The sequence below is a fragment of the Lyngbya sp. CCAP 1446/10 genome, from assembly GCF_026130175.1.
Lineage (GTDB): Bacteria > Cyanobacteriota > Cyanobacteriia > Cyanobacteriales > Microcoleaceae > Microcoleus.
The window spans coordinates 1-25,646 of the sequence record NZ_JAIGNI010000012.1; the positions used below are offsets into that span (position 1 = coordinate 1).

Genomic DNA, 25,646 nt, shown 5'->3' on the forward strand with positions numbered 1-25,646 from the left:
CAGCTTAAGGCTGTTTTTGCGGTATCCCGGCAGTTTAGGGTGTTGTGTGACCGTACCTTTTTTGATGCCCTTAAGTAGTCCAATATAAGACTGAAATGACTCTGCCACAGTCGTTAAAGTCTGTTGAGCTACGTGAGAATACAATGCCTTGAAATGGGGATTGCCTTTCAACAGTCTGTGTAAAGTGGCTTTACTTGGGAATTTCCCAGTTTTGAAATACAATTGCCGAGAATAGTAAAGCCCGCAATTGGCTAATTTGTTTGATTCTTCACAAACAAATTCTAGGATACTTTTCAAAGCTTGATCTGGGCTAATTAAATTTTGTTGGCAACCATAGTTAAACATTTTTTTGATTTTCAATATACTGCTTAACTACTGAGATAGGCACACCACCGACAGTTGAAATAAAGTAACTGTTAGTCCACAGCGTCGGCAATCGGCTCTTTAGCCAAGGAAATTCTTGGCGAAGAGATCGAGATGAGCGCCCTTTCATGTAACGAATTAGTTTGGCAATCCCAAATTGAGGATCGCATTCGACTAAAAGGTGGACGTGATCTGGCATTACCTCCATCTCGATCAATTCACTCTTAAACTCAGTCGCCACATCTAATAATATCTCTTTCAGACGAGTCTCAACGCCTTCAATTAAAACCTTGCGACGATATTTGGGACACCACACGATGTGATATTTGCAAGAGTAGACAATGTTTTTGTTTGACTTGTATTTAATGCTCATACTATAGTTATACAGCATTAAGCTGTATATGGTGCTAATTCAGCATTAAGCTTTGTTAAATACTGAAGGCGGTTGAAACCGCTGCCGACTTATCCCCATGTCTAAAGCCAGGGGCTTGCATCTCGCTTTTCGGTCATTGTGGGCTGTGCGTCGCTATCGCATCACCTTAAAATAGTAAGGCAGAGCCGTCAATGACACAATACGGTTTACTTAAGACGATCCAGGCGGTAAAAAATTATGAAAAATAAATACTCTTGTTTGCTTCGTTCCTCTCTTCGGACAATCTTAAGTGAACCCTATTGGTCAATGACATACAAAAATTTCAAAACTCATCATACAGATCTTGCCATTGTTTGTTGATACTATTAACTAAATCAATTTTCTTTTGTCTAGAACCAGCTTTAATCTGTTTCTCTCGTTCGATCGCGTCATATACATTTTCAAAGATTTAGCAGTAAACTAACTTCGTGATATTGTATTTTTTAGTAAATCCATCTATTAACTTTTCTTTGTGTTCGTAAACTCTTCTCTTTAAATCACTGGTTACACCTGTGTAAAGCACCCTGTTATGCTGATTCGTCATGATGTACACATAATATTGTTTGCTCATAAATGTCGATCAAAGGATGAGTTTTCAGCTTATACTATAGCCTCTGCGATTGCTTCGCGCGGACGCTCGCAATGACAGTTAAGTGATGATGTCATTGCGAGCTCACGAGCGAAGCAATCGCAGGGACTTGAGATTGCCACCGACAACTCGCAATTACAAACATAGTATAATAATTTTTCGATCGCCATTCAGGGCTCTGAGATTGCTTCGTGGGTACATTTGCAATGATAGTTAGGTAATGATGTCCGAAGAGAGCGTCCTCGCGAAGCAATCGCAGGGACTTGAGATTACCACCGACAGGTCGCAATCACAAATACGTAATCATAATTTTTGTGTCTGCGTTTAAGCTTCTGAGATTGCTTCGCGCGGACGCTCGCAATGACAGTTAGGTAATTATAGCCCGTTAGTGAAGCCGTTGAAGCCGATCGCCCTTCATCGTGCAATAATGATATAACCTGCACAAAAACTCTATCAGTAGTGTCAGCCTTGTCACCTTACTACTACAGATAGCGTCTCAAATCTCAACTTGTGCAAATTCCCAATTAAACCGGCTGTCGCTCTACACAATTTTCTCCTAATGGCTGAAGTCCCCCAATCTCCCGCAGAACTTGCCGAAGCCCTCAAAGGCTTGACCGATATCAACTTCCAATTACCAGACCCCGAAGACGAACAAATACCAGACTTCGACTTTGACAATCAGGTTGACAATGCCTGGAAAGTGTGCGATCGTTTCGACTTACAAACCGACATCTGGCGCGGACGCATTCTCCGAACAGTCCGAGACAGAGAAAAAAAAGGCGGCGACGGACGCGGTACCGGCTTCTTGAACTGGCTAAAAGAACGCGAAATTAGCAAAAGTCAAGCCTATTCTTTGATAGAATTAGCTAAAAGTGCCGAAACTCTGATCGACCAAGGAGATTTAGACCCAGAGTCCATTAGAAACTTCAGCAAAAGAGCCTTTGTAGAAACCGCCAAAGCATCTCCCGAAGTACAGCAAATGGTAACAGATGCTGCATCAAAGGGCGATCGTATCACCCGCCGCGAAGTCAAACAACTATCCGACGAATGGATGGCAATGAACTCAGAATTATTGCCAGAAGAAGTCAAAGAAAAAGCATCTAGCGGTTCTCTTCCTTCTCGCTATCTCGCTCCTTTAGTCAAGGAAATGGAGAAACTCTCTCCATCTCACCAAAGCGAAATTCAAAAAGAAGTAGCAGAAAATCCCGACGTAGATACTGTCAAACAACTAACTTCCGACGCCAAGAACTTATCCAAATATCTCGATGCCGCCGCCCAAGTGCAAGCTCTCAATCAGTCTCACTTAGACATGGAAATGGCTTTAGAAGAGTCTTTGCGAGTCGGCTGTTTGGGTACGACTGCTGATGTTGTAAAACAAGCTGCACTGCTCGAACAAACTGTAGTCAAACTCTACACTGTTTGGAAGCGTTTAGGCAGTTTGGCTGATAGATTGTACGTGGATACAGGAGCAAGTACACCGAATTTGCGCTTACTTTTGGGATGCTTGGACAGTCTTTCGGGAGAAAAAATTGAAGTGGATTTTGGAGACGGAGAACGCTCTATTCGTTTGCAAATTATCAGCGAATAGCTCAATCTTGACCGCAGATAAACGCCAATATCTGGGCTAAGTAGGTAAGGGTGAAAAACCTAGTATCTAGTAGGGGCGGGTTTAGCGTATGATCTATGATAAAAGCGAGTTTATCAGTGCAAAACCCGCCCTCCCCACGTAACGTTTATTTGTAACCACCTACTTAACTATCTGCATCAATCCCTGTTCATTTGCGCTTGAAATTTCGGATTTTTTTCCAAAGATAGCGGGGACTCAAATAACGCCGATATTTGGTAACTACTTCTTTCCCCAAAATTACCACGCTCAGCCAAAAACAAACTTCGGCCCCAACAGCTAGAATGATATTAATTGTAGTTTTTTCGGCGAGGCTCAGCGGCATAAACGGCACAATAAACAAGATTGCCACCCAGGGCACGAAAGATGCAATAAATAAAAACCAGCCCAGCTTTTGCAAATTCTGCATATATTTTATTTATTGGACAATTATAGATCAGACCGCGGTTTTAACCGCGCCTAGACAAAGGAAGCCCGAACGAGGGTGTAAAGAAAATAACGTAATTTCAACCGCCGAGTCTTCAACCCACGCACCATCTGGGTTTTGTTTGTAGAGACGCGGTTTCAACCGCCCGGTCTTCTTCGGACCTCCAACTCAATTCTTAATTCCCGTCGCCGCAATCCCGCGAATAAACTGCCGCTGACCAGCCAAAAACAGCAACACCACGGGCACAGTCCCAATCACCACCGCCGCCATCAACAACGGCCAACTGCTAGTAAACTGTTCCTGAAACTCAGCTAAAACCAACTGTACAGTCCGCAACTCTGGCCTCGTCGTAAACACCAGCGGCTTAAACAAATCGTTCCACTCGCCGATAAACGTAAACAAAAACAGCGTCACCAAAGCAGGGCGGGCTAAAGGTAACATCACCTGCCACAAAACCTGCCAGCGGTTAGCCCCATCCAGCATTGCCGCCTCCTCCAACTCCACCGGAATTGTCATAAAATACTGGCGTAGCAGAAAAATCCCGAAACCGTTAGCTGCCGTGGGCAAAATCAGCGCCCCATAGGTATTCAGCAAATGCCCCCACTTCAAAACCATGAAAATCGGAATCACCAAAAGCTGAAAGGGAATCACCAGTGTTGCCAAAACCACCAAAACTATGGCTTGTCGCCCCCGAAACTTCAGCCGTGCTAAAGCATAACCTGCCAAAGCAGAAGTCACTACCTGAAAAGCGGTAACTGCGATCGCCACTAGAGTAGAATTAGCAAATGCCAACAAAAAATTCCCCCGTCGCCAAGCCTCCTGATAGTTCGCAAAAGTCAGACTATTGGCCTTGACACCAACACCAGATGGTGATAAGGAAACCCAAAAAACAGCAGCCAGTGGCAGCAGCACCAGCGCAGCCCCCGCCAGCAACAAAACAAAACTCAGCAGCTCCAGTGCTTGAGACCGATCAAAGGATTTACCCATAAACTTGTGAATTAATCTAAAATAATAAGCTTGTGAGGCTCTCAAACCCGATCGCCTCCCAGATTCCCACACAATCGTAAATTTTTAGTCGAAAATAGGTAAAGTGTAGTGCACGCGACCCCCAAAATTTTAAGGGGTTTGGAAACATCCTACAAGGTTATATCAGGAGACGACATATCTATGCCCCAGCTTGAGGCCAGCCCAACAATTGACTTTCAAACCGAAACTTACAAAGATGCTTACAGCCGCATCAACGCCATTGTGATTGAAGGCGAACAAGAAGCTCACGACAATTACCTGACGCTGGCCGAACTGTTGGCTGACAAAAAAGAAGAGTTAATTGGCTTGTCCAAGATGGAAAACCGCCATAAGAAAGGCTTCCAAGCTTGTGGCCGGAATCTCAAAGTCACACCGGACATGGTATTTGCCAAGGAATTCTTTTCGGATTTGCACAGAAACTTCCAAACTGCCGCGGCGGATGGTCAGATTGTAACTTGCTTGCTGATTCAATCACTAATTATCGAGTGTTTTGCGATCGCAGCCTACAACATCTACATCCCCGTCGCCGATGACTTTGCTCGCAAAATCACCGAAGGCGTAGTCAAAGAAGAATACAGCCACCTCAACTTTGGGGAAGTCTGGCTGCAAGCTCACTTTGAGGAATCCAAAGCCGAACTCGAAGCCGCCAACCGCCAAAACCTGCCCATCATCTGGAGACTGCTAAACGCTGTCGCAGACGATGCCCGCGTCTTGGGAATGGAAAAAGACGCTTTAATCGAAGACTTTATGATTGCCTACGGCGAAGCCCTTGGCAACATTGGCTTTAACAACCGCGACATCATGCGGATGTCAGCACAAGGCCTCGCAGCCTAGTTAAATGGGAAATAAGGAATGGGAAAAAATGAAAATTAAAAATTAAAAAAGAGGCATCTCATTTTTAATTAGCAAATTTTCCTTCTTCCTTCTTCCTTCTTCCTTCTTCCTTCTTCTTCAATCTTCCTTCATTTGACAACTTAATGTTTGGTCTAATCGGTCACTTAACCAGCTTAGAACACGCCCAATCAGTAGCTAACGAGCTGGGCTATCCAGAATATGCCGATCAAGGGCTAGACTTTTGGTGCAGTGCACCGCCCCAGATAGTTGATCATATCACTGTCACTAGCATTACCGGGCAAAAAATAGAAGGCCGCTATGTGGAATCCTGTTTTCTGCCAGAAATGCTGGCCACTCGCCGGATTAAAGCAGCCACTCGCAAAATCCTTAATGCGATGGCACACGCTCAAAAAAACGGGATTAATATCACTGCTTTAGGTGGCTTTTCTTCGATCATTTTTGAGACTTTCAACTTGCAGCAAATTAAGCAAATTCGCAATCTCAAGTTGGAGTTTGAACGCTTCACCACTGGTAACACCCACACGGCTTACATTATCTGCCGCCAAGTAGAAGAAGCAGCCCCCAAATTGGGGATTGAACTTTCAAAAGCTACTGTGGCGGTTTGTGGTGCTACAGGTGACATTGGCAGTGCTGTGTGTCGCTGGCTCAATGTTAAAACAAATGTAGCAGAATTGTTGCTAATTGCCCGCGACAAAGAACGCTTGCAAGATTTGCAATCGGAATTGGGGCGAGGCAAAATCATGAAATTGGAAGAAGCCCTGCCGCAAGCGGATATTGTAGTCTGGGTCGCTAGTATGCCAAAGGGAGTAGAAATTGACCCCAAGACATTGAAGCAACCTTGTTTATTGATTGATGGTGGCTATCCAAAAAATCTAGCAACTCAGGTTCAGCATCCCGAAATTTACGTACTCAATGGTGGCATTGTGGAGCATTCCCTCGATATTGAGTGGAAAATCATGAAGATTGTCAATATGGATGTGCCGGGGCGACAGTTGTTTGCCTGTTTTGCCGAATCAATGCTGCTGGAATTTGAAAAAATGTATACCAATTTTTCTTGGGGACGGAATCAAATTACTGTGGAAAAGATGGAGCAAATCGGTGGAATTTCAGTTAAACACGGTTTCCGACCCTTATTAATGTAATTTTGATCTTAATAGTCAACAGTTAAAGTTGAAGTTGAATTTTAAAGTTTAACTGTTGACTATTGCGTCTGAATCGAAATATTTTTCTGAGAGCAGCCCGATCGCCCTGCTCAGCTTCGAGAGTATAATTCCGATGTTGCGGAATTTGATATCAATCAAAATTTAAAAATCAAAACTTCCGATTTCCCCCTCTTTTTCAGCATCCCCTAGCACGGTAGGATTGGATAATAGTCGGAAAATAGTCGAAAAATATCGATCGACTAAACCTTAAAACCCTATAGAAATTATCAGCGTGCCCAACTCAGACCGCAAACCACTACTCCTAGATTTTGAAAAGCCGCTGGCCGAACTCGAAGCCCGAATTCACCAGATTCGCGAACTCGCCGCAGAAAACAGCGTCGATGTCACCGACGAAATTCGCAAACTCGAAGCTCGTTCCGCCCAACTGCGGCAAGAAATTTTCAGCAGCTTGTCCCCCATGCAGCGGCTGCAACTCGCCCGTCACCCGCGCCGCCCCAGTACCCTCGATTACATTCAGGCAATTAGCGACGAGTGGATCGAGCTCCACGGCGATCGACGCGGCGGAGACGACCCGGCCCTCGTCGGCGGAATTGCCCGCATAGACGGGCGTCCCACAGTGATAATCGGCCATCAAAAAGGGCGCGACACCAAAGACAATATCGCCCGCAACTTCGGGATGGCTGCTCCCGGCGGCTACCGCAAAGCTTTGCGATTGATGGAACACGCCGATCGCTTCTCGATGCCAATTTTCACGTTTATCGACACTCCGGGGGCTTGGGCGGGCTTAGAAGCCGAACAGCTTGGACAAGGAGAGGCGATCGCCTGCAACCTCCGAGAAATGTTTCGCCTCGACGTTCCGATTATTTGCACAGTCATCGGCGAAGGCGGTTCCGGCGGAGCCTTGGGTATCGGTGTCGGCGAGCGGCTGTTGATGTTAGAACATTCTGTGTATACCGTCGCCACCCCCGAAGCTTGTGCGGCCATCCTCTGGAAAGACTCTGGCAAAGCCAACTTAGCCGCAGAAGCGCTCAAAATAACTTCCTGGGATTTGAAAAACCTCGGCGTTCTAGATCAGATAGTACCAGAACCTGTTGGTGGCGCTCACTCGAATCCCCTCAAAGCTGCGTCCATGCTTAAACAAGCTTTGTTGGAAAACTTAGCAGAACTAAGTCAGCTTACGGGCCAGCAGCGCCGACAACTCCGATATCAAAAGTTTCGGGACATCGGTGTGTTCACTGAAATTGCTGCTTGAGTCGATCGAGCAGAGAGTTATCAGTCAAAAATCTTTGAACTTCAAGCGAGTAACTCATAACTCGCAACCGATAATTCTGCTAATCCGTCAGCAGTGTTATAATTTCTCAGGTGACACCGGCTTAACAGTTCTTAATGTTTATCTCATAATTAACTGTTATCACCCGCAGCCAACAGCTTGCTAATTTGCCGAAGCAGGCTGCAACGCTTGAAAGATTTGCCGATAGAAAGTATCAGGAAATTTAATGAACGATCGAACAACAAAGCAGGCTCTGATTACCGGAGCGAGCAGCGGTATTGGCAAAGCGACGGCTCTAGCGTTCGCTGCTGAAGGCATAAATCTAGCTTTAGTTAGCCGAAAGTCAGAAAACCTAGAAGCCGTTGCCACAGCAGCCAGAGAATTTGGAGTGAAAGCAGAAGCTTATCCCTTAGACTTGGCAAAAATTGAGCAAGTGCAAAGCGGCATCAGCGCGATCGCCTCTCAATTCGGGCCCGTAGATATCCTAGTCAACAGCGCTGGCATGGGGTATACAGGCTCCTTGACCGAAACATCCCTAACCGACTGGCAGAGTGTCCTAGACCTCAATCTTACAAGCGTCTGGCAGTGCATTTTAGGAATTTTGCCGGGAATGCGCGATCGGCGATCGGGAATCATCATCAACGTTTCCTCGATCGCAGGTAGCCAAGCCTTCCCCAACTGGGGAGCCTACTGCGTCAGCAAATTCGGTCTCATGGCTTTGTCCAAGACTTTAGCAGCAGAAGAGCGAGCTGGCGGAATTCGCGTCACAGCCATTTGTCCAGGTTCTGTCAACACTCCCATGTGGGAAACAGACACCATGCAAGCCGACTTCGATCGCACCGCCATGTTAACCCCAGAAATCGTCGCCCAATCAATTTTGCACGCAATTCAGTTGCCGGCAAGTGCAGTAATTGAAGAAATCACACTCATGTCCAACGCCGGAGTTCTGTGAAATTGAGATTTTAGACTGCTGGATTTTTCATGAATTCAACAATCTTTGAATCTCTCGCTCTATCCCCAAATCAAAAATCGAAAATCGAAAATCGAAAATCGAAAATAGATAGCTCTATCCCAATCGAAAATCGAAAATCGAAAATCGAAAATCGAAAATCGAAAATAGATTCACCCTCACACCAACTTCTTATGACAATTGCATCGAACAGCAGTTCCAATGGCTCGAACTCAATCTCTACTGACAGCATGAAACTGTTAGAAACCCCAGACAACAACGCCCCGCGCATCAGCACTCGACCCGATCGCAATTCCTCGAACGGTCAAGAATCCAGCGTACCAGTACCCTCGGAAGTAGGGCAGGAAGAAATGATGGCCGCCGTTCGGACGATACTGCAAGGAGTAGGAGAAGACCCCGAACGCGAAGGATTGCTCAAAACCCCGAAGCGGGTAGCAGAAGCAATGCGGTTTCTCACCAGCGGTTACAGTCAATCCCTCGAAGAACTCCTCAACGGCGCGATCTTTGACGAAGGTCACAACGAAATGGTACTGGTGCGAGATATCAGCGTATTCAGTATGTGCGAACACCATATGCTGCCATTTATGGGCCGAGTTCACATCGCTTACATTCCCAATCAAAAAGTAGTGGGATTGAGCAAATTAGCCAGAATTGCCGAGATGTACAGCCGCAGATTGCAAGTACAAGAACGTTTGACGCGCCAAATAGCCGAAGCAGTTCAAACAATATTGGAACCGCAGGGAGTGGCTGTAGTAATGGAAGCCAGCCATATGTGCATGACAATGCGGGGCGTGCAAAAACCCGGTGCTTGGACGGTGACGAGTGCCATGTTGGGCGTGTTTCAAGAGGAACAAAAAACTCGCGAAGAATTCTTGAATTTGATCCGCCACCAACCGGCATTCTTTTAGTCAGTTGACAGTTGTCAGTTGACAGTTGACAGTTGTCAGTTGTCAACTGTCATTGGGCTGTGGGCTGATTGATGATGACTTTTAACCGCCCAAAAACGGGTACAAGCCCCCGACACTCCATAAATGGAACTCCCAAAATTTAAGAGTCTTGTTCAAGCCCCCAGATTCAAGGCTGCAAGTAAATCTAAAATCTAAAATCTAAAATCTAAAATCGACTGACGATCGACTGCTGAAGCCCATAAAATAGACAAGTGACCTATGGCTTGTGACTAAAAATGAATCCTATTAAATTCGGTACAGATGGCTGGCGCGGCATCATTGCTGACGATTTTACCTTCGATCGCGTAGCATTAGTAGCTCCCCTAGCAGCACAAGTTCTCGCACAAACTGGCGGCAACAATGCCAGCAGCGGTACTGTAATTGTCGGTTACGACCGCCGATTTCTGGCTGAAGATTTTGCTCTCGCAGCAGCTAAGGCAGTCCAGAACGCAGGATTTGACGTGTTACTGAGCGATTCTTATGCTCCAACTCCAGCTTTCAGTTTAGCGGCGAAACAATTAAATGCTTTAGGTGCGATCGTCCTGACAGCCAGCCACAATCCCGGCGCATATTTAGGATTAAAAGTCAAGGGCGGATTTGGCGGTTCAGTATCGCCCGAAGTTACGCAACAGATAGAAGCAAAACTCGAAAATCCGGCGACACTCGCAGCAACTCCCGGAAAATTGGAGAATTTCAATCCTTGGCCAGCTTACTGCAAAACCTTGCGGGAAATGGTAGATATTGAAGCGATAAAAGAGGCGATCGCCAGCGGTAAAATTACAGTATTTGTAGATGTAATGCACGGCGCGGCGGCGGGCGGCTTAGCTCAAATCTTAGAAGTTCCTGTGCAGGAAGTCAATAGCGATCGCGATCCGCTGTTTGGTGGCGGTGCACCAGAACCTTTACCGCGCTACCTGTCGCAGTTGTTCCGGGTGATGCGGACTCACCAGCGAAAAAGCTCTGGTTTGTCGATCGGATTTGTATTTGACGGAGATAGCGATCGCATAGCAGCCGTTGACTCAAGCGGCAACTTTCTCAGTTCACAAATCCTAGTTCCCATATTAATCGAACACCTAGCAAAACGGCGCGGCTTCACCGGAGAAGTCATCAAAACCGTCAGCGGTTCCGACATCATGCCCAAAATTGCCCAACTTTACGGCTTACCATTGTTTGAAACGCCGATCGGTTACAAGTATATAGCCGATCGAATGTTAACAACCAAAGTCCTAGTAGGCGGCGAAGAATCAGGAGGAATCGGCTACGGTACGCACATTCCCGAAAGAGACGCTTTACTGTCAGCGCTGTACTTGTTAGAAGCAGTCGTCAAATCCGGCGAAGACTTAAGCCAAATTTACAGCAGACTCCAAAAAGAAACAGAGTTTACCTCAGCCTACGACAGAATCGACTTGCACCTAGCAAACATGGCAGAAAGAGCGCGTTTGCTGTCGCTGCTGCAAAACCAACCATTAACAGAAATCGCCGGCAAAGCAGTAGTAGACTGCAACAAAGTAGACGGATATAAATTCCGCTTAGCTGACGGAAGCTGGCTGTTAATTCGGTTTAGCGGAACCGAACCAGTATTGCGGCTGTATTCCGAAGCTGCCACATTGAAAGAAGTGATGCACAACTTGAATTGGGCGAAAGGTTGGGCGCATAAAAATTAGAGTTTTTAACCGCAGAGACCACAGAGAACGCAGAGGAAAAGAAGAGATATAGATGAATAATTCCAATGTCAACGGATTTGATATCACTTATTTCTCCATTCTTCTTCTCTGCGTTCTCTGCGCCCTCTGCGGTTAAAAAAAATCTTTCTTATTCATAAATGAAAGAGTATTACTATAGAATCCACATTCGGCTTCCTCAACTATCACAATCGGTTTTTAGTTGTGTTTATTGAACAATTAAGCTGTAAATTATACTTTAGTACCGTAGATCAAAGGAGAAAAGTTTTTTGAAAGGCATAATCGACTGATGACAAATAATAAATTGCTAATTGTGGCTACGGGCAATCCGGGTAAACTTAAGGAAATGCAGCTTTATCTTCAGGATTTGGGGTGGGAATTGCGCCTGAAACCCGAAGAATTGGAAATTGAGGAGACTGGGGAAACGTTTATTGCTAATGCTTGCTTGAAAGCGTCTGAAATTGCCAAAGCAACTGGCCAATGGTCGATCGCCGATGATTCTGGTTTAATGGTAGATGCACTCGACGGTAGACCTGGGATTTACTCGGCGCGGTACGGTTCAAGCGATGCTGACAGGATATCTCGACTCCTCAAAGAATTGGGAAACGAAGCAAACCGGGAAGCACAATTTGTTTGCGCGATCGCGATCGCCCGTCCCGACGGTACAATTGCCTTACAAGTTGAAGGAATTTGCCGAGGCGAAATCCTCCACACTCCTCGCGGTACCGGAGGTTTCGGGTATGACCCGATTTTCTACGTACCCGCACAGCAACAGACTTTTGCAGAAATGACGCCCGATATCAAGCGATCGCACTCTCACCGCGGTCGAGCATTCCAGGCTCTTATACCACAAATGGCGAACATTGTCAACCCATATTGAGGAAAAAAGCCAAAACACAGGGTTACTGTGGCATTGGATATTGACACGCTTGGTATCAGAACTAAACAGGAAAGAGGTTTTTCGTTGGCAGTTACCAATGACCAATGAATGACCAATGAATGACCAATGCCCAATACCCAATACCCAATGCCCCAGTATCTTAGATTGCTTCCTGGTTCTTTTCGCCAGTCCGAATCCGGATAATTTGTTCTACAGGAGAGATGAAAATCTTGCCGTCGCCAATCTCGCCCGTGCGGGAAGCCGCGATAATTTTATCAACCACCATGTCAACCTGATCGTTTTCCACAACAATCTCGACCTTGAGCTTTTGCAAGAACTCAACGGTGTACTCAGAACCACGATAGCGTTCAGTCATGCCCTTCTGACGGCCAAAACCTCTAACTTCAGAAACGGTCATCCCTACAATGCCAGCATTGACGAGCGCGATTTTCACTTCGTCAAGTTTAAACGGGCGAATAATAGCTTCAACCTTTTTCAAGTTTCTCACTCCTAACATTACTACTTTCGTTATATTACTTAATCGGCGTGACATCTTTTAAGATCACTGCCAACAGCAACTATTTTGTAAAACATATTACCTTATGTTGTACTCACGATGAAATAATGCAGGTCAACATTTAACAACATTTCCTGATTTTCCGGCGGCGGTGGCTGTGCGGAGCCGATCGCGGTAGAGTGAAAAAGACCCAAGCCCTCCGCCACGGATCTGCTAAAACAGAAAAAGAACCGAGGAGACAGGATTTTTCGCCCGTTTCCGCTTTGCACTCCTTCAAATTTGCACGTATTGCTGAAAACTATAATTGCCAGAAGCGGTCAGTTAAACTATTCCTATGCACCCAGCTAGCCCTCCCCCTGACCGCAGCGGGCTTGATGCCCTACTGAGAAATCGCCCCTTCCTCACCTTGTGGACTGGGCAGTTGTTGGCCCAAGTGGCGGATAAAATCTTTTACGTATTGCTGATTATTCTGCTGAAAACTGGGGATTACCGACCCTGGCCAGTGTCTTGGCAACATTCGGAAAATTCTATGCTGTCAGCCGTGATGATTGCCTACACCCTGCCGGCGATCGTCTTTGGTTCGGCGGCCGGTATCGTCGTAGACCGCTTTTCCAAAAAGCAAATGCTGATCGGCTGCAACGTGATTCGAGCGGTGTTGATTGGATGTTTGCCGTTTTTGCCCAAAACTTTTGTCGTGTTGTTGACAGTCACGTTTTTGGTCTCTACCGTAACGCAATTTTTTGCTCCAGCAGAGCAGGCGGCAATCCCGCTGGCTGTGGGGCGAGAGGGACTGATGTCGGCAAATGCTCTGTTCGCCTCGTCCACAATGGGCGGGATTATTGTCGGAATGACGATCGGCGAACCGATATTTAGTTGGCTTAAACACAGCTACGGGCCAGCTTCTCAAGAGTTTTTCCTGGGCGGGTTGTACATGATCTCCGCAGGTTTGCTTTATGCCATGCACATCAAAGAAAATCGTGGCGGTAGCAGTGGCAAAAATGTTCATCCTTGGCAAGACTTCAAGGAAGGTTTGCGGTATTTGAAGCACAACCGCCTCGTCAGCAACGCGATGGTGCAGTTGACGATTTTGTATTCGGTGTTTGCGGCGCTGCAAGTGCTGGCGATCGCACTTTCAGGCAAAATAGGTCTCAAAGAAACTCAATTTGGGTTTTTGCTGGCTGCTGCGGGAGTCGGAATGGTCTTCGGCGCGGCGTTTTTGGGCCACTGGGGCGATCGAATGCACCACAAACCTTTGCCGTTAATTGGTTTCGTGATGATGGGTTTTGTGTTGGGAATGTTTGCCTTTACGAGACAGCTTTGGCTGGGATTCGGATTGAGTGCTCTGTTCGGTTTTGGCGCTTCCTTAATTAACGGCCCGATGCAAGCTCTGATTCAAGAAAAAACTCCTGAATCAATGCGGGGAAAAGTCTTTGGCTTGGAGAACAATGCGATTAATATTGCTCTCAGCTTGCCTTTAGCACTGACCGGCCCGCTGACGGATGCTGTCAGCAAAGCCGTGGGTTCCGATGATTTGGGCTTGCGGATTGTGCTGATGAGTTTGGGCTTTTTGGTTCCAGTGATGGGCTTGGCAGCTTGGCACCATACCCGCAAAGTCTTAAAGGCTTAAGAGTATCTTTAGATCACACGGCGGTTGAAACCGCGTCTACAAAAACGAAGTCCGCCTCTGCGGACTGGAGAAAATAAGGTAAATTTAACCGTCCGTTTTTTAACCCGCGCACCATCCGGTTTTTGTCTGTCTAGACGCGGTTTCAACCGCCCGGTCTTCTTCTGTTTGTTTTCTTCCTCTGCTGTTTCACAAATTCTCGATCGTCCGATCGCAAACCGTCGCAGCGCGAAACTTTTTGTAAAATATCAGCCGTTAAATTTTCAGACTTTGATTATTGAGATTAAAGTAGTATAAAAGCTTTCATTAAAAATCCTAATTAGTTTAAGGAAGGAAATTCTGTGCAACTAAAAACTAAAGTGGCCATCAAGCGTGCAACGGGTGGATTTGCTTTGATCGACAGCTTGATCCGCCACGGTGTCAAGCATATTTTTGGTTATCCCGGCGGCGCAATTTTGCCGCTTTACGACGAACTATACCGGGCTGAAGAAACTGGCGCGATCAAACACATTCTAGTGCGGCACGAGCAAGGTGCTGCTCACGCCGCCGACGGATACGCCCGCGCTACCGGACAAGTTGGGGTTTGTTTCGCGACTTCCGGGCCCGGCGCAACTAATTTGGTGACGGGGATTGCGACGGCGCACATGGATTCGATCCCGATGGTAATTATTACCGGTCAAGTGCCCCGTCCGGCGATCGGCACTGATGCGTTTCAGGAAACTGATATTTACGGCATTACTCTGCCCATTGTCAAGCATTCCTATGTAGTGCGCGATCCGAGAGACATGGCCCGAATTGTGGCTGAAGCTTTCCACATCGCGAGTACCGGGCGGCCGGGCCCGGTGTTGATTGACGTGCCCAAGGATGTCGGTTTAGAAGAGTTTGAGTATCTGCCGGTGGAACCCGGATCGGTTAGAATTCCGGGCTATCGTCCGACTGTGAAGGGAAATCCCCGCCAGATTAATCAAGCAATCCATTTGCTGAAGGAAGCGAAGCGTCCTTTGCTTTATGTGGGCGGCGGGGCGATCGCAGCGGCGGCCCATGAGGAAATTAAGGAACTCGCCGAGATGTTCCAATTGCCTGTCACAACAACGCTGATGGGCAAAGGCGCTTTTGACGAAAAACATCCTTTGTCGGTGAAAATGCTAGGGATGCACGGCACTGCGTATGCTAATTTTGCCGTTACCGAGTGCGATTTGCTGATGGCTGTAGGGGCTCGGTTTGACGATCGCGTGACGGGAAAATTAGACGAATTTGCAGCGCGGGCGAAGGTAATTCACATCGATATCGATCCGGCGGAAGTAGGCAAAAATCGCGGCCCAGACGTGCCGATTGTCGGAGATGTCCGGCAAGTTTTGATTGATTTGCTGCGTCGCTGTCGGGAAACTGGTGTTTCGGGTACTCCCGGACAAACTGGGGAATGGCTGCACAGGATCGATCGCTGGAAACAGGACTATCCGTTAGTTGTGCCTCACTACCCCGACATTTTGTCTCCGCAAGAGGTGATTTGGGAATTGGCTACTCAAGCGCCGGATGCTTACTACACGACGGATGTCGGTCAACATCAAATGTGGTCGGCTCAATTCTTAAACAACGGGCCGCGCCGCTGGATTTCCAGCGCTGGTTTGGGAACGATGGGTTTTGGGCTGCCGGCGGCGATGGGCGCGAAAATGGCGCTACCCAACGAGCAAGTCATTTGTATTGCTGGCGACGCTAGCATACAAATGAATATTCAAGAGCTCGGAACCTTAGCACAATACGGCATTAATGTCAAGGTTGTGATTGTAAATAATGGCTGGCAGGGCATGGTGCGGCAGTGGCAGCAGGCGTTCTACGGCGAGCGTTATTCGTCGTCGAATATGACTGTGGGGATGCCGGATTTTGTGATGCTGGCTGAGGCCTACGGCGTGAAGGGGATGCTGGTTTCAGGGCCGGATGAGTTGCAAGGTGCGATCGCTCAAATGCTCGCTCACAACGGCCCTGTGCTGATGAACGTGAAGGTGACGCGGGACGAAAACTGCTATCCGATGGTAGTTCCGGGCAAGAGTAATGCTCAAATGGTTGGTTTGCCGGAACGCAGCACGTTGCCATCTGCGGAGTTGATTTATTGTCCGAGTTGCGGCGCTAAGAATGTTTCGAGTAATAAGTTTTGTCCTGAGTGTGGGACAAAAGTTTAAGTAGGGACACGGCAATCATTCGTGTCAATTTAAGGTTAAACGTAGTCACAGATAGCTATCTGGTGATTAAGGGCTAGAACCCCCCTAGCCCCCCTTGCTAAGGGGGGGACAAGAATCTTCTCAAAGTCCCCCTTTTTAAGGGGGATTTAGGGGGATATGGCCTGGGATAACAGCGAGAGATACAAAGGTTTTCGGGATTAATTTGACACATATCGGCAATACCACGTCCTTACCTGGATCTGCTGTTCCACATTTAACACCATGTCCGCTGGCATCCCATCGAGAGCTTTAATCTGTAATTAATAAACATATTTTATGAGCCACTGTCTAAACCCTGATTGCCTATGGCAAAACTCGTCTGGCTCTACAAACTTCTGTCAAAAATGTGGGAATAAACTGCTATTGGGCGATCGCTACCGATCGCAAAAAATCATTGGACAAGGAGGCTTTGGGCGCACTTTTCTAGCTGTTGACGAGTATAAACCCTCAAAACCACCCTGCGTTATCAAACAATTTTACCCCCAAGCTCAAGGCACTTCTAGTATCAAGAAAGCCACTGAGTTATTTGAGCAGGAAGCAGTACGCTTAGAACAATTGGGTAAACATTCTCAAATTCCCGATTTATTAGCATATTTTAGTCAAGATGGACGGCAGTATTTAGTCCAAGAATTCATCGACGGTGAAAATTTAGCTCAAGCACTAGAATCTCAGGGATATTTTCGGGAAACACAGATTCGCGACTTGCTTAAGAATTTATTACCCACCTTCGAGTTCATTCACTCTCGCCAAGTAATTCACCGGGATATCAAACCAGAAAATATTATTCTTAGGCCAGATGGGCAACTGGTTTTAGTTGACTTTGGCGCGGCGAAATATGCGACACAAACTGCTTTATCTGTAACTGGAACGGTGATTGGGACTGCTGGATATACGGCACCGGAACAAGCCGCGGGCAAAGCCATTTATGCTAGTGATATTTACAGTCTGGGTGTCACTTGTCTGTATCTGTTAACTCAGGTTGAACCGATTGATTTATTCGATACAAGCGAGATGGAATGGGTGTGGCGAGAACACTTAAAAGCATCTGTCAGTTCGGAACTGGGTCTGATTTTAGATAAAATGATACTACCTGCTAGTAAGCGACGTTATCAATCTGCTACTGAAGTTTTGCAGGATCTTGGTACTCAATCACCTCAATCATCACCTCAACTGCCACATCAAACATCACCTCAACCATCACCTCAACCATCACCTCCACCGCCACCTCAACCATCACCTCCACCGCCACCTCAATCATCACCTCCACCGCCACCTCAATCATCACCTCAACCATCACCTCAACCGCCACATCAACCATTATCTCAACCATCACCTCAACCATCACCTCCACCGCCACATCAACCATCACCTCAACCATCACCTCAAACACCGCCTCAAACACCGCAACCGCAACCAGACTCCCTTAAATCTGCCCAGGGAGTTGACTATACTTATTTGCGAGATTTATTAGCAGCAGAAAAGTGGAAAGAGGCAGATCAAGAAACTCTCAAGGTGATGCTGAAAGCTGCTGGAAGAGAGAAGAAAGGTTGGTTTACTAGGAAATCAATTGATAATTTTCCTTGCGACGATTTACGCACCATCGACCAACTTTGGGTAAAATATAGTCAGGGTCACTTTGGCTTTAGCGTCCAGAAGAAAATCTGGTTAAAAGTTGGTGGTAAAGTTGATATTGAGACTAAATGTAAGCTAGGCGATCGTGTAGGTTGGCGAGAAGGAGAGCGTTGGTTGAACTACTCAAACATAACTTTTAATAAGCAAGCACCACAGGGACACCTCCCGGCTTGTGGGGTGTGGTTGTTTCGGCGGGTTGTGGTGGCGGTGTTATCTCTCGCTATTTTTGGGTTGGTTGGTGTGGTGGGTGTGTTTTTTTGGTTTTTGGGCTGGTTTGAGTTGAGTGTGTGTATTATTTTTCTTTTGTGTGTGTGGGAGTTGGTAGTGTTGAGAGGGGAGGGGGAGTGGGGGGGGGTTTTGATCTCTTCTCTCGCATCGAGAACTGTAAGCTGTAATCTATAACGATTTCAGCCCCTTGTCAAATCTTTTTGATCGAACCTTTTTTGACTAATTTATCGGATTTTAATCATTTCATTACCTGCTAATTGGATTAGTAATAAATGCCAATCAAAGTTAGAGATATCATTAAACAAATAGAGGCCGACGGTTGGTATCTAGCTAGAACGCGAGGGAGTCACCGCCAGTACAAACATCCTACTAAATCGGGTTTAGTTACAGTTCCCGGTAAACCATCTGATGATTTAGCTATCGGTACATCCAATAATATTCTCAAACAAGCTCAATTGAGAGAAGTCAAAGAGCAACAAGAACCTAACGAAGTCGAAACAAATCATCAAGATGAGGATCTCAACTAATGCGTTATGCCATTGTGATAGAAAAAACACCGAATAACTATTCAGCTTACGCGCCAGATTTACCCGGATGTGCCGCCACAGGCGCAACCCTTGCAGAAATACAGCAGCAAATTAAAGAAGCGATCGAATTTCATTTAGAAGGATTGCGAGAGGAAGGTTTACCAATTCCCGAACCAACTACGCTTTGTGAATATGTGGAAGCACGATAATCTCAGAAACCCGGTTTCTTGCTGACACACCCTACAACTACTGTCAACTGTCAACTGTCAACTGTCAACTGCTATAAATGAATCTTTATTTGGGAATAGATTTCGGTACTACGGGCGCTCGATCGACAATTATCGACTCCCAGGGTACAATCCATTGTGAGACAGAATACACTTTTGCCGACGCACAACACCTGGAATTGCCCTCGGTGTGGCAAAATGCACTCTCGGCTGTAATTGAGCAAATCCCCCCAACCATCCGCAATCAGGTAAAGGCGATCGCCCTTGACGGCACATCCTCCACAGTCATGCTGTGCGATACTGACGGTATACCCGTATGCGAACCAATTTTATACAACGATGCGCGCGGTGCAGCCGTTACAGAGAGATTGCGGGCGATCGCACCACCAAACCACACAGTATTAAGCGCTACATCCAGTCTGGCAAAACTCCTGTGGTGGCAAAACTTTCGAGGCTTTACCAGCCCACTTTATTTCCTGCATCAAGCTGATTGGCTAGCATTTTTGCTGCACGGAAAATTAGGAATTAGCGACTATCACAATGCTTTAAAACTCGGTTTTGACGTTGATACTTTGTGCTATCCCGATTGGCTGATCCAGGGAATTGCCGGCGCTGTAACGCCTAATTTACCGCACGTTGTCGCACCGGGCACGCCTGTGGGGGAAATTAAAGTGGCATTGGGCGATCGCTTCGGATTCCCCCCAGATTGTACAGTTTATGCTGGTACAACCGATAGTATTGCAGCATTTCTAGCAAGCGGTGTCAATTCACCAGGAGAAGCAGTAACTTCTCTCGGTTCTACATTAGCCGTCAAACTGTTAAGTTATACCCGCGTAGATGATGCGAAATACGGGATTTACAGTCACAAATTAGGCGATTTGTGGTTAGTTGGAGGCGCTTCTAATACGGGAGGTGCGGTGCTGCGACACTTTTTTACTGATGCTGAGTTAGATAATTATAGCACACAAATCGATCCAGAGCAAGGGAGTTTGCTGGATTATTACCCATTATTGAAAAAGGGTGATCGCTTTCCAATTAATGACCCGAATTTGTCGCCCAGACTAGAACCGCGTCCCGCTGATTCTGTGGAATTTCTGCACGGTTTGCTAGAAAGTATCGCGCGGATTGAAGCGCGGGGATATCAATTATTGCAGGAGTTGGGTGCAACTCCTTTGACAAAGGTTTATACTGCTGGCGGTGGTGCAAAAAATATGGTTTGGAGTGCGATCAGAAAGCGTTATTTGAAAGTGCCTGTGGTGACTCCCGTTAATACTGCGGCTGCTTATGGAAGTGCGTTATTGGCGAAGCAGGGAAGTGAATCGATTTTAGATATTAGATTTTAGGATTGAAGAAAGCGACCTCACGGATCAATGCGGAAAATTGTAACGTGGATGCTTTTAGTTAGGTTGAAAAGTGGTAAATTTGGACTGCGATCGCTCTTGATTAAAACTAAAATGAGAGGAAGCAAACATTCTGATATATTGTGTTAAGTTGTTATCCCTAAAAATCAAGGACAATGGCAAAGCTACCTGATGACATCCTGAACACAATTTTCACATTGCAGCGACGGCTAGTGGAAATCCTCAACGAAACAACTGCCACAGAATATATTTTAATGCAGCAGTTTGGCGAGACAGAAGCAACACTCCCCGAACTAGAATCCCTGGATAATGTTAAGGAAAGGTTGAGAAACCCTTACAATCGTTTGTACAGGCTTTTGCAGCAGGTGGCAGAATCTCAACCCGCTGCGACTGCGGATACGTTAAACTTTCTGTATAGAACGATAGAACAAACAGAGGCGGCTGTCGATGCCTCAGAAGCAACTATCCGAGAAATCAAAATGGATTGGAATTTGCAATGAATCAACAACCTAGAATCCCCGACGCTGAAACCAGAAAGCGACACGTTGACAAGATGCGTGAAGTCTGCCAACAGCTTGACGCTTTGACTCTAAACCTGGATGAATTAATCGCCATATTTGAAGCTGACAACCGCCGCCAGCGTCGAGAACGTTTGGCGGGTAAATACAGGCGTGTGGAATCTCAGGTAGTCGAATAAGATATAAGATATTGCATCATTCATTCTTAATAAGTCTTTTATGAACAGGCATCTTGCCTGTTCCACAAAGAGTGAATTTTATTGTGGAAAAGGCCGGAGATCCTGTTAAGCGATAAGATTTCCTACGCGATCGCCTCAAGATGCAGACGGCGGTTGAAACCGCGTCTATACAAACGATGTCCGCCTCCGCGGACTGAAGAAAAAAATGTAATTTTTACTGTAATTTTAACCGCCCATTCTTCAACCCGCGCACCATCCGGGTTTTGCCTGTATAGACGAGGTTTCAACCGCCGGATTTTCTATTACACTCGCTGCAACTTCGCCGTTCTCGGATCGATGATTTTGCGGCCCAAACCTTTAAATTTAATTGCCAGATTAGTTTTATCACCCACTCCCAAAACGTGGGTAATTTCTCCAACTCCAAAAGCATGATGAAAAACCCGTTCCCCAGTTTTCCACTCTGATGGAGAACTCCCAGAATGGGCTACTGAATTATTAGTCTTTCCCTGCGATGCAGCCGTTTTGGCCGTCTTAGTTTTCTTCGCACTTCCAGCCAGCAAATGTGTCGGTAATTCGCCCAAGAATAGCGAAGGCGTGCAGTGTTCGCGGTATCCTCCCCAGAGGCGGCGTTCGCGAGTGTGGGTAAGAAATAGCAATTCCTGGGCGCGAGTGATGCCGACATAGCACAAACGGCGTTCTTCTTCAACTGCTTTTGGGTCATCCAAACTGCGGAAATTGGGAAATAAACCCTGTTCCATTCCGACTAGAAAGACTACGGGAAATTCTAACCCTTTCGCGGAGTGCAGCGTCATCAGCGACACGCGGGAATCGTCTTCTTTCAAGTCATCTAAATCGGATGCTAAGGATGCTTTTGCTAAAAATGATGTTAGCGTCGGTTCTTCGTTTTGTTCTTCAAATTGGATCACCGCGTTGTACAATTCTCGAACGTTGGCGATGCGATTTTCTGCTTCCTCGGTTCCTTGATTTTTCAAATCGTCAATGTAACCAGAATCTTCGATAATTCCTTGGACAATTTGCGACGCGGGCGTAGTTTCAAGTTTTTGTTGCCAATTACTAATCATTTGGGCAAACTTAATGATAGCTTTTGCCGATCGCCCTGCGAGAGTATTTACAGAAGATTCATCGCTGAGGATTTCCCATAACGGAATCCCCAATTGGGTTCCAGCGTCTTCGATTTTACCAAATGTGGTATCGCCAATGCCGCGGCGGGGAGTGTTGATGATGCGTTTGAGGCTGACGCTATCGTCGGGATTGGCGATCGTCCGCAGGTATGCTAGGATATCTTTGATTTCTTTGCGATCGTAAAACTTCAGGCCGCCGACAATATTGTAGGGAATATCCAAGTACATTAACGCTTCTTCAAAGGAGCGAGATTGAGCGTTGGTGCGGTACAGAATCGCAAAGTTACTCCCGTGTTCGTACTCCGAGTTTTGGCGCTTCAGCGACTGAATTTGACCCGCTACAAATTGCGCTTCATCTATTTCGTTGTCAGCGCGCCATACCACAATCGGAGCTCCGGGTTCGCGAGTCGGCCGCAGAACTTTCTCGATGCGTTCGGTATTGTGTTCGATCAAGTGGTTGGCGGCTTGCAGGATGTTTTCGCGCGATCGATAATTCTCCTCTAATTTTACCATCGTCTGAGTTTTTTCGTCCGACAAACCATCGCCGAAATCCTCTTGAAATTCCAGCAAGATGGTATAATCCGCCATCCGAAAACTGTAAATAGATTGATCGACATCGCCCACCACAAAAATCGAGCGATTTTGCCATTTATCAAACTCTTTCGGGTCAACATTATTTGTGACCAACATCCGAATCAAATCATATTGAGTGCGGTTCGTATCTTGGTATTCATCAACTAAAATATGTCTGAATTTGTGATGCCAATAACTTAATACTTGCTCGTTTTGGGATAAGAGTTTAACCGGAACCAGAATTAAATCGTCAAAATCTAAGCCGTTGTTGGCGGCTAAAGCATCTTGGTAGCGGCTGTAAACATCCGCAATTACGCGCCCTCTGTAATCCGGTTCTGCGGCTAGGAATTCTTGAGGCGACCAACCTTTATTTTTAGCGTTGCTGATGACATAGCGGACTTTGCGCGGGTCAAACTTCTTGTCATCGAGGTTAAGGACTTTGGTAACAATTTGTTTGACGAGAGTTTGAGCATCTGACTCGTCAAAAATTGAAAAATTCTTCTTCCATTGGCGGCCTTTTTCGTCTTGATATTTCTCAATGTCGTAGCGGAGAATGCGGCCACAGAGAGAGTGAAAAGTCCCCATCCAAATCTGTTTGGTGATTTTTTGATAAATTTGCGATCGCAATCTGGTTTGCACATCCGGCGCTAAATCTGCCAAAGGTTTGCCATATTCAGCTTCAGCTTGCTGAGTCGCCAGCAATTTCTCAATTCTTTCTTTCATCTCCCTAGCGGCTTTATTCGTAAATGTCACCGCCAAAATATTTTCGGGATCGACTCGGTTGGTGCGAACTAAGTTTGCTACGCGGTAAGTTAGAGCTCTGGTTTTCCCCGAACCAGCCCCCGCTACTACTAACAGCGGCCCGTTGTAATGGACGACTGCTTGGCGCTGGGATGGGTTGAGGTGGCTGAGGTGATCGGTAGTTTGAGTCATAGCTGAAATGTTAGTTGTTGGATTTTTTTAAGGGATAAATAATACTTAGTATCGGATACGGGGAGTTTTTTTAAGGTTGGGTGCGATCGCTATATAATATAATATCAGATAAGACGGCGGTTGAAACCGCGTCTACACAAACGATGTCCGCCTCCGCGGACTGAAGAAAATTACGTAAAACGTAATTTTCAACGCCTATTCTTCAACCTGCGGAGGCGGGTTTTGTCTGTGTAGCCGCGGTTGAAACCGCCGGGTATTCTAACGTTTCAATATTTGTTTGAGCAAAATAGCTGTTAATATTCCCAAGCCGATCCAAATAGCAATAATTACAGCAGCGGTGGCCCGATTTATCGGTTTTCCTCGCTCTATTTCTGCGGCTGCTTTTTCCCGACACTCGGCTAAAACCTGTGGTGGAATCATCTTGAGTACCAGCCAAATCCCCAAGGGTACAATTATCAAATCGTCCAAGTAGCCGAGAATTGGGATGAAGTCAGGAATTAGGTCGATCGGGCTAAAGGCATACGCAACCGTAACACCCGCTAAAACTCTCGCATACCAAGGTACTCTCTGGTCTATACTGGCTAAATAAACAGCGTAAGTCTCTTTTTTTAGTTGGCGGGCAGCTTGTTTTAAGGATTGCATATAAAAACTAATGACACATGACTAAAAATTTTAGTTGCTAAAAATGTAACAGGCTGAATATTTGGCAATTCCAGTGCGAAGGTAAAGTATAGCATCTGTTGTATGTGAGGAGAATCGACTTTATGAATTCAAATTTGCAACGCGGTACTAGAATCAATTTCCGTAGTCTGCTAACAGCGTTATGTTTAACGTTAACTCTCGTGAGTTTTGTGAGATTAGATCCGGCGGTGGCTCAAGAACAGCGGATCAGAACGCTGACTGTGACTGGGCGGGGTATTGAAGCGATTCCGACAACTCAAACGCAAGTGCGTTTGGGGGTTGAGGTACAGGGGAAAACGGCGGCTGCGGTGCAGCAGGAAGCGGCGAGACGATCGTCCGCTGTGGTAGAGTTGCTGCGATCGCGCCAAGTGGAAAAACTCGAAACCGCCGGCATCAACCTCAGCCCGAATTACAGCAACGAAAACAATCAGCAGCGGATAATAGGGTATACTGCTACAAATACCGTCAGTTTTCGCATCAATACTCAATCTGCCGGCACTTTGCTCGACGATGCGGTGACAGCCGGAGCAACACGAATTCAAGGTGTGAGTTTTGTGGCCGCCGAAAGTGCGATCGAACAAGCTCAAAAACAAGCACTCAAAAAAGCAACTCAAGATGCTCAAGCGCAAGCAGATGCAGTCCTGAGCGCCCTAAACCTCAAGCGGGGAGAGATTCTAGGAATTCAAGTCAACGGTGCGATCGCGCCGGCTCCTGTGTACCAGAAGTTGGAGGCTCGCAGTGCTAGTTTTGCTACAACGCCCGTGGTGGGAGGGGAACAGGAGGTAGATGCTTCTGTGACTTTGCAAATTAGCTATTAAATAGTGAGGGGTTGAACTGGCCACCTCAGCTTGACCCTAACTATTTCTCGATTTATCAAGCAGCTTTTTCTACAAAAAACTTTAGCCGTTTTAACCATTTCTGCCAGTAGTCGAGCAATTGTTCGCGTCCCAACACAAATATTTCCGTATCTTCGGCCCCAAGAGCCACAACAATCAAAGCCTTAACAATTTTAGCGCCAAACAAAGTTTCACTCTAACTAAGTCGGTGGAAAAATTCATAATTATCTAAGGAAATATTAAG

26 protein-coding genes and 1 pseudogene are annotated in these 25,646 nt (G+C 46.4%); 17 read left to right on the forward strand and 10 right to left on the reverse strand.

The window, feature by feature from the left end; translation table 11 throughout:
• The 3 genes and pseudogenes from K4039_RS07685 to K4039_RS29920 all read right to left on the reverse strand — a co-directional run.
• A pseudogene (locus K4039_RS07685) lies at positions 1-360 on the reverse strand (RNA-guided endonuclease TnpB family protein); the annotation flags it as partial.
• Positions 338-736, reverse strand: coding sequence for an IS200/IS605 family transposase (gene tnpA / locus K4039_RS07690; protein ID WP_265234559.1), 399 nt, complete (start codon positions 734-736; stop codon positions 338-340). The pseudogene K4039_RS07685 and the gene tnpA, both read right to left, overlap by 23 nt.
• 448 nt (positions 737-1,184) lie before the next feature.
• Positions 1,185-1,346, reverse strand: a complete 162-nt coding sequence (locus K4039_RS29920) for a GIY-YIG nuclease family protein (protein WP_375339792.1) — start codon at positions 1,344-1,346, stop codon at positions 1,185-1,187.
• Between the two features lie 577 nt (positions 1,347-1,923).
• On the opposite strand from K4039_RS29920, the gene K4039_RS07695 reads away from it, so the two are divergent.
• Positions 1,924-2,952 carry a hypothetical protein gene (locus tag K4039_RS07695; RefSeq protein ID WP_265234560.1) on the forward strand — a complete coding sequence of 343 codons (1,029 nt, stop codon included), beginning with the start codon at positions 1,924-1,926 and terminating at the stop codon, positions 2,950-2,952.
• 187 nt (positions 2,953-3,139) lie between these two features.
• Here K4039_RS07695 and K4039_RS07700 read toward each other — a convergent pair whose 3' ends face one another.
• Together K4039_RS07700 and K4039_RS07705 are read right to left on the reverse strand one after the other, a co-directional pair.
• Complete coding sequence (locus K4039_RS07700; protein WP_265234561.1) at positions 3,140-3,397, reverse strand: transporter suffix domain-containing protein; 258 nt, start codon at positions 3,395-3,397, stop codon at positions 3,140-3,142.
• Positions 3,398-3,583: 186 nt separating this feature from the next.
• Positions 3,584-4,402: a carbohydrate ABC transporter permease gene (locus K4039_RS07705; protein ID WP_265234562.1), complete on the reverse strand. Its 819-nt coding sequence runs from the start codon at positions 4,400-4,402 to the stop codon at positions 3,584-3,586.
• 180 nt (positions 4,403-4,582) lie between these two features.
• Between K4039_RS07705 and K4039_RS07710 the strand changes: the two genes are divergently transcribed.
• The 7 genes from K4039_RS07710 to rdgB all read left to right on the forward strand — a co-directional run bounded on the left by K4039_RS07710 (position 4,583) and on the right by rdgB (position 12,208).
• Complete coding sequence (locus K4039_RS07710) at positions 4,583-5,275, forward strand: aldehyde oxygenase (deformylating) (protein WP_265234563.1); 693 nt, start codon at positions 4,583-4,585, stop codon at positions 5,273-5,275.
• A gap of 143 nt (positions 5,276-5,418) precedes the next feature.
• A complete protein-coding gene (locus K4039_RS07715) occupies positions 5,419-6,438 on the forward strand; it encodes a long-chain acyl-[acyl-carrier-protein] reductase (protein ID WP_265234564.1) in 1,020 nt (339 codons plus the stop codon).
• A gap of 292 nt (positions 6,439-6,730) precedes the next feature.
• Entirely contained in the window at positions 6,731-7,711 is a 981-nt protein-coding gene (accA, locus tag K4039_RS07720; protein WP_265234565.1) for an acetyl-CoA carboxylase carboxyl transferase subunit alpha, read from the forward strand.
• Positions 7,712-7,955: 244 nt separating this feature from the next.
• Positions 7,956-8,681, forward strand: coding sequence for an SDR family oxidoreductase (locus K4039_RS07725; protein WP_265234566.1), 726 nt, complete (start codon positions 7,956-7,958; stop codon positions 8,679-8,681).
• 191 nt (positions 8,682-8,872) lie between these two features.
• Positions 8,873-9,607, forward strand: a complete 735-nt coding sequence (folE, locus tag K4039_RS07730; RefSeq protein ID WP_265234567.1) for a GTP cyclohydrolase I FolE — start codon at positions 8,873-8,875, stop codon at positions 9,605-9,607.
• Positions 9,608-9,882: 275 nt separating this feature from the next.
• On the forward strand, positions 9,883-11,310 hold the full coding sequence (locus K4039_RS07735; RefSeq protein WP_265234568.1) for a phosphoglucomutase/phosphomannomutase family protein: 1,428 nt from the start codon (positions 9,883-9,885) through the stop codon (positions 11,308-11,310).
• 307 nt (positions 11,311-11,617) lie between these two features.
• Positions 11,618-12,208, forward strand: coding sequence for an RdgB/HAM1 family non-canonical purine NTP pyrophosphatase (rdgB, locus tag K4039_RS07740; RefSeq protein ID WP_265234569.1), 591 nt, complete (start codon positions 11,618-11,620; stop codon positions 12,206-12,208).
• Between the two features lie 160 nt (positions 12,209-12,368).
• On the opposite strand, the gene K4039_RS07745 is transcribed toward rdgB, so the two are convergent.
• Positions 12,369-12,707 (reverse strand): P-II family nitrogen regulator, encoded by a 339-nt coding sequence (locus K4039_RS07745; RefSeq protein ID WP_265234570.1) that lies wholly within the window; start codon positions 12,705-12,707, stop codon positions 12,369-12,371.
• Between the two features lie 352 nt (positions 12,708-13,059).
• On the opposite strand from K4039_RS07745, the gene K4039_RS07750 reads away from it, so the two are divergent.
• The 8 genes from K4039_RS07750 (at position 13,060) to K4039_RS07785 (ending at position 21,237) form a co-directional block, all read left to right on the forward strand.
• Positions 13,060-14,352, forward strand: a complete 1,293-nt coding sequence (locus K4039_RS07750) for an MFS transporter (protein ID WP_265234571.1) — start codon at positions 13,060-13,062, stop codon at positions 14,350-14,352.
• Positions 14,353-14,690: 338 nt separating this feature from the next.
• Positions 14,691-16,526, forward strand: a complete 1,836-nt coding sequence (gene ilvB / locus K4039_RS07755) for a biosynthetic-type acetolactate synthase large subunit (RefSeq protein ID WP_265234573.1) — start codon at positions 14,691-14,693, stop codon at positions 16,524-16,526.
• 315 nt (positions 16,527-16,841) lie between these two features.
• The gene (locus tag K4039_RS07760) at positions 16,842-18,599 is read left to right on the forward strand and encodes a serine/threonine-protein kinase (RefSeq protein ID WP_265234574.1); all 1,758 of its coding nucleotides are present in this window, start codon (positions 16,842-16,844) and stop codon (positions 18,597-18,599) included.
• A gap of 98 nt (positions 18,600-18,697) precedes the next feature.
• Complete coding sequence (locus K4039_RS07765; RefSeq protein WP_265234575.1) at positions 18,698-18,952, forward strand: type II toxin-antitoxin system HicA family toxin; 255 nt, start codon at positions 18,698-18,700, stop codon at positions 18,950-18,952.
• Complete coding sequence (locus tag K4039_RS07770) at positions 18,952-19,161, forward strand: type II toxin-antitoxin system HicB family antitoxin (protein ID WP_265234576.1); 210 nt, start codon at positions 18,952-18,954, stop codon at positions 19,159-19,161. The genes K4039_RS07765 and K4039_RS07770 overlap by 1 nt, the downstream gene beginning before the upstream one ends.
• Positions 19,162-19,238: 77 nt before the next feature.
• Positions 19,239-20,522, forward strand: coding sequence for an FGGY-family carbohydrate kinase (locus K4039_RS07775; RefSeq protein WP_265234577.1), 1,284 nt, complete (start codon positions 19,239-19,241; stop codon positions 20,520-20,522).
• A gap of 173 nt (positions 20,523-20,695) precedes the next feature.
• Positions 20,696-21,040 (forward strand): hypothetical protein, encoded by a 345-nt coding sequence (locus tag K4039_RS07780; protein WP_265234578.1) that lies wholly within the window; start codon positions 20,696-20,698, stop codon positions 21,038-21,040.
• Positions 21,037-21,237 carry a hypothetical protein gene (locus tag K4039_RS07785; RefSeq protein WP_265234579.1) on the forward strand — a complete coding sequence of 67 codons (201 nt, stop codon included), beginning with the start codon at positions 21,037-21,039 and terminating at the stop codon, positions 21,235-21,237. Before K4039_RS07780 ends, K4039_RS07785 begins: the two co-directional genes overlap by 4 nt.
• Before the next feature lie 122 nt (positions 21,238-21,359).
• Here the strand turns inward: K4039_RS07785 and K4039_RS07790 are convergent, their stop codons facing one another.
• The 3 genes from K4039_RS07790 to K4039_RS07800 all read right to left on the reverse strand — a co-directional run bounded on the left by K4039_RS07790 (position 21,360) and on the right by K4039_RS07800 (position 24,527).
• A complete protein-coding gene (locus K4039_RS07790; protein WP_265234580.1) occupies positions 21,360-21,524 on the reverse strand; it encodes a hypothetical protein in 165 nt (54 codons plus the stop codon).
• A gap of 15 nt (positions 21,525-21,539) precedes the next feature.
• Positions 21,540-23,885 (reverse strand): DNA helicase PcrA, encoded by a 2,346-nt coding sequence (gene pcrA / locus K4039_RS07795; protein ID WP_265234581.1) that lies wholly within the window; start codon positions 23,883-23,885, stop codon positions 21,540-21,542.
• 258 nt (positions 23,886-24,143) lie between these two features.
• A complete protein-coding gene (locus tag K4039_RS07800) occupies positions 24,144-24,527 on the reverse strand; it encodes a YkvA family protein (protein WP_265234582.1) in 384 nt (127 codons plus the stop codon).
• Positions 24,528-24,649: 122 nt separating this feature from the next.
• Here K4039_RS07800 and K4039_RS07805 point away from each other — a divergent pair, with 122 nt between their 5' ends.
• Positions 24,650-25,384, forward strand: a complete 735-nt coding sequence (locus K4039_RS07805; protein ID WP_265234583.1) for an SIMPL domain-containing protein — start codon at positions 24,650-24,652, stop codon at positions 25,382-25,384.
• Between the two features lie 55 nt (positions 25,385-25,439).
• On the opposite strand, the gene K4039_RS07810 is transcribed toward K4039_RS07805, so the two are convergent.
• Positions 25,440-25,589 carry a hypothetical protein gene (locus tag K4039_RS07810; protein ID WP_265234584.1) on the reverse strand — a complete coding sequence of 50 codons (150 nt, stop codon included), beginning with the start codon at positions 25,587-25,589 and terminating at the stop codon, positions 25,440-25,442.
• Between the last annotated feature and the right edge of the window lie 57 nt (positions 25,590-25,646).